Origin of the sequence: Methanosarcina spelaei (genome assembly GCF_002287235.1) — an archaeon.
Classification (GTDB): domain Archaea; phylum Halobacteriota; class Methanosarcinia; order Methanosarcinales; family Methanosarcinaceae; genus Methanosarcina; species Methanosarcina spelaei.
Map to the genome: position 1 here is coordinate 1 of NZ_LMVP01000320.1, position 1,003 is coordinate 1,003.

Genomic DNA, 1,003 nt, shown 5'->3' on the forward strand with positions numbered 1-1,003 from the left:
TTGAGGAAAGTTTTGAAGTTTCACAGTTTTTTAGAGAACCTTTAATGGAACTGTAGATTATAGTAACATTTCAATCCTTATTTTAGTGGATCTTGCTCTTAGATCTGGAATTATCTGCCACGATGGAACAATATTTCTTTTTTCGTCACTTCAGCGCAGCCAAAATAACGACTTATAAATATGGGCATCTCTTACTATTTTTTACTAACTAATATACACATAAGGAAAGTATACCAAATTTTATCTAAGTGGTACTATGCCAGATATGTTAAGAGGTATTACGATAGATGACGTGACAACCCGAGATATGGATGATGCAATCTGGGTGGAAATCACGGAAAACGTCGGCTGGCACGTTGTAGTTATGATCACGGATGTCGCAAAGGTAATTTCCAAGCATTCAGAGCTTGATCGGCTTGCAATGTCTCGGATCGAGACCAGATATTATGCAAATGGCAATAGCCCGATGTTACCCCGACGGCTTGCAGACGAGAAGCTTTCCCTGTGGCCGGAAGAGTCGAAGTATGTTCTTGCCGTGGATATTGTCCTCGGCATGAATTTGTCAATCCTCGAAACACGGCTTTTGCGAACTGTTATGATCAGCGAAGCCCGGCTATCTTTTTCTGATGTTCCCCGCATTCTCTCTGATAGGGAGCACACGCAGCACGCTCTCATCAAGCTCGCAAGCCAGCTTGCGAACGACCTTTTAACGCAGCGCCGCAATCTTGGAGCACTGGCGTTCTATGATTTGGGGCGGGGGCTGGTGACAAATGAAGAAGGGTCTATAAAGCAATTGAGACGCAGGGAGGATACCATCGGCTATGTCATCATCTAGGAGCTGATGATTCTCGCTAACATGGCCGTAGCAGAATACGCGGTCAAAAATGACATCCCTATCCTTTTCCGTAACCATACAGCCCGGAGCGCCACCCCTGAGCGGGGAGACTTAATGAAGTTGCTCGAAAGCATCACTGTCATCCCTGAGGTAAACATAGCTACTGTC

At 45.1% G+C, this 1,003-nt stretch carries 1 protein-coding gene; it reads left to right on the forward strand.

The genetic code is table 11. From position 1 onward, the window contains the following. Window positions 1-256: 256 nt before the first annotated feature. Window positions 257-835, forward strand: coding sequence for an RNB domain-containing ribonuclease (locus ASJ81_RS13590; protein WP_245860154.1), 579 nt, complete (start codon window positions 257-259; stop codon window positions 833-835). Window positions 836-1,003 lie beyond the last annotated feature (168 nt).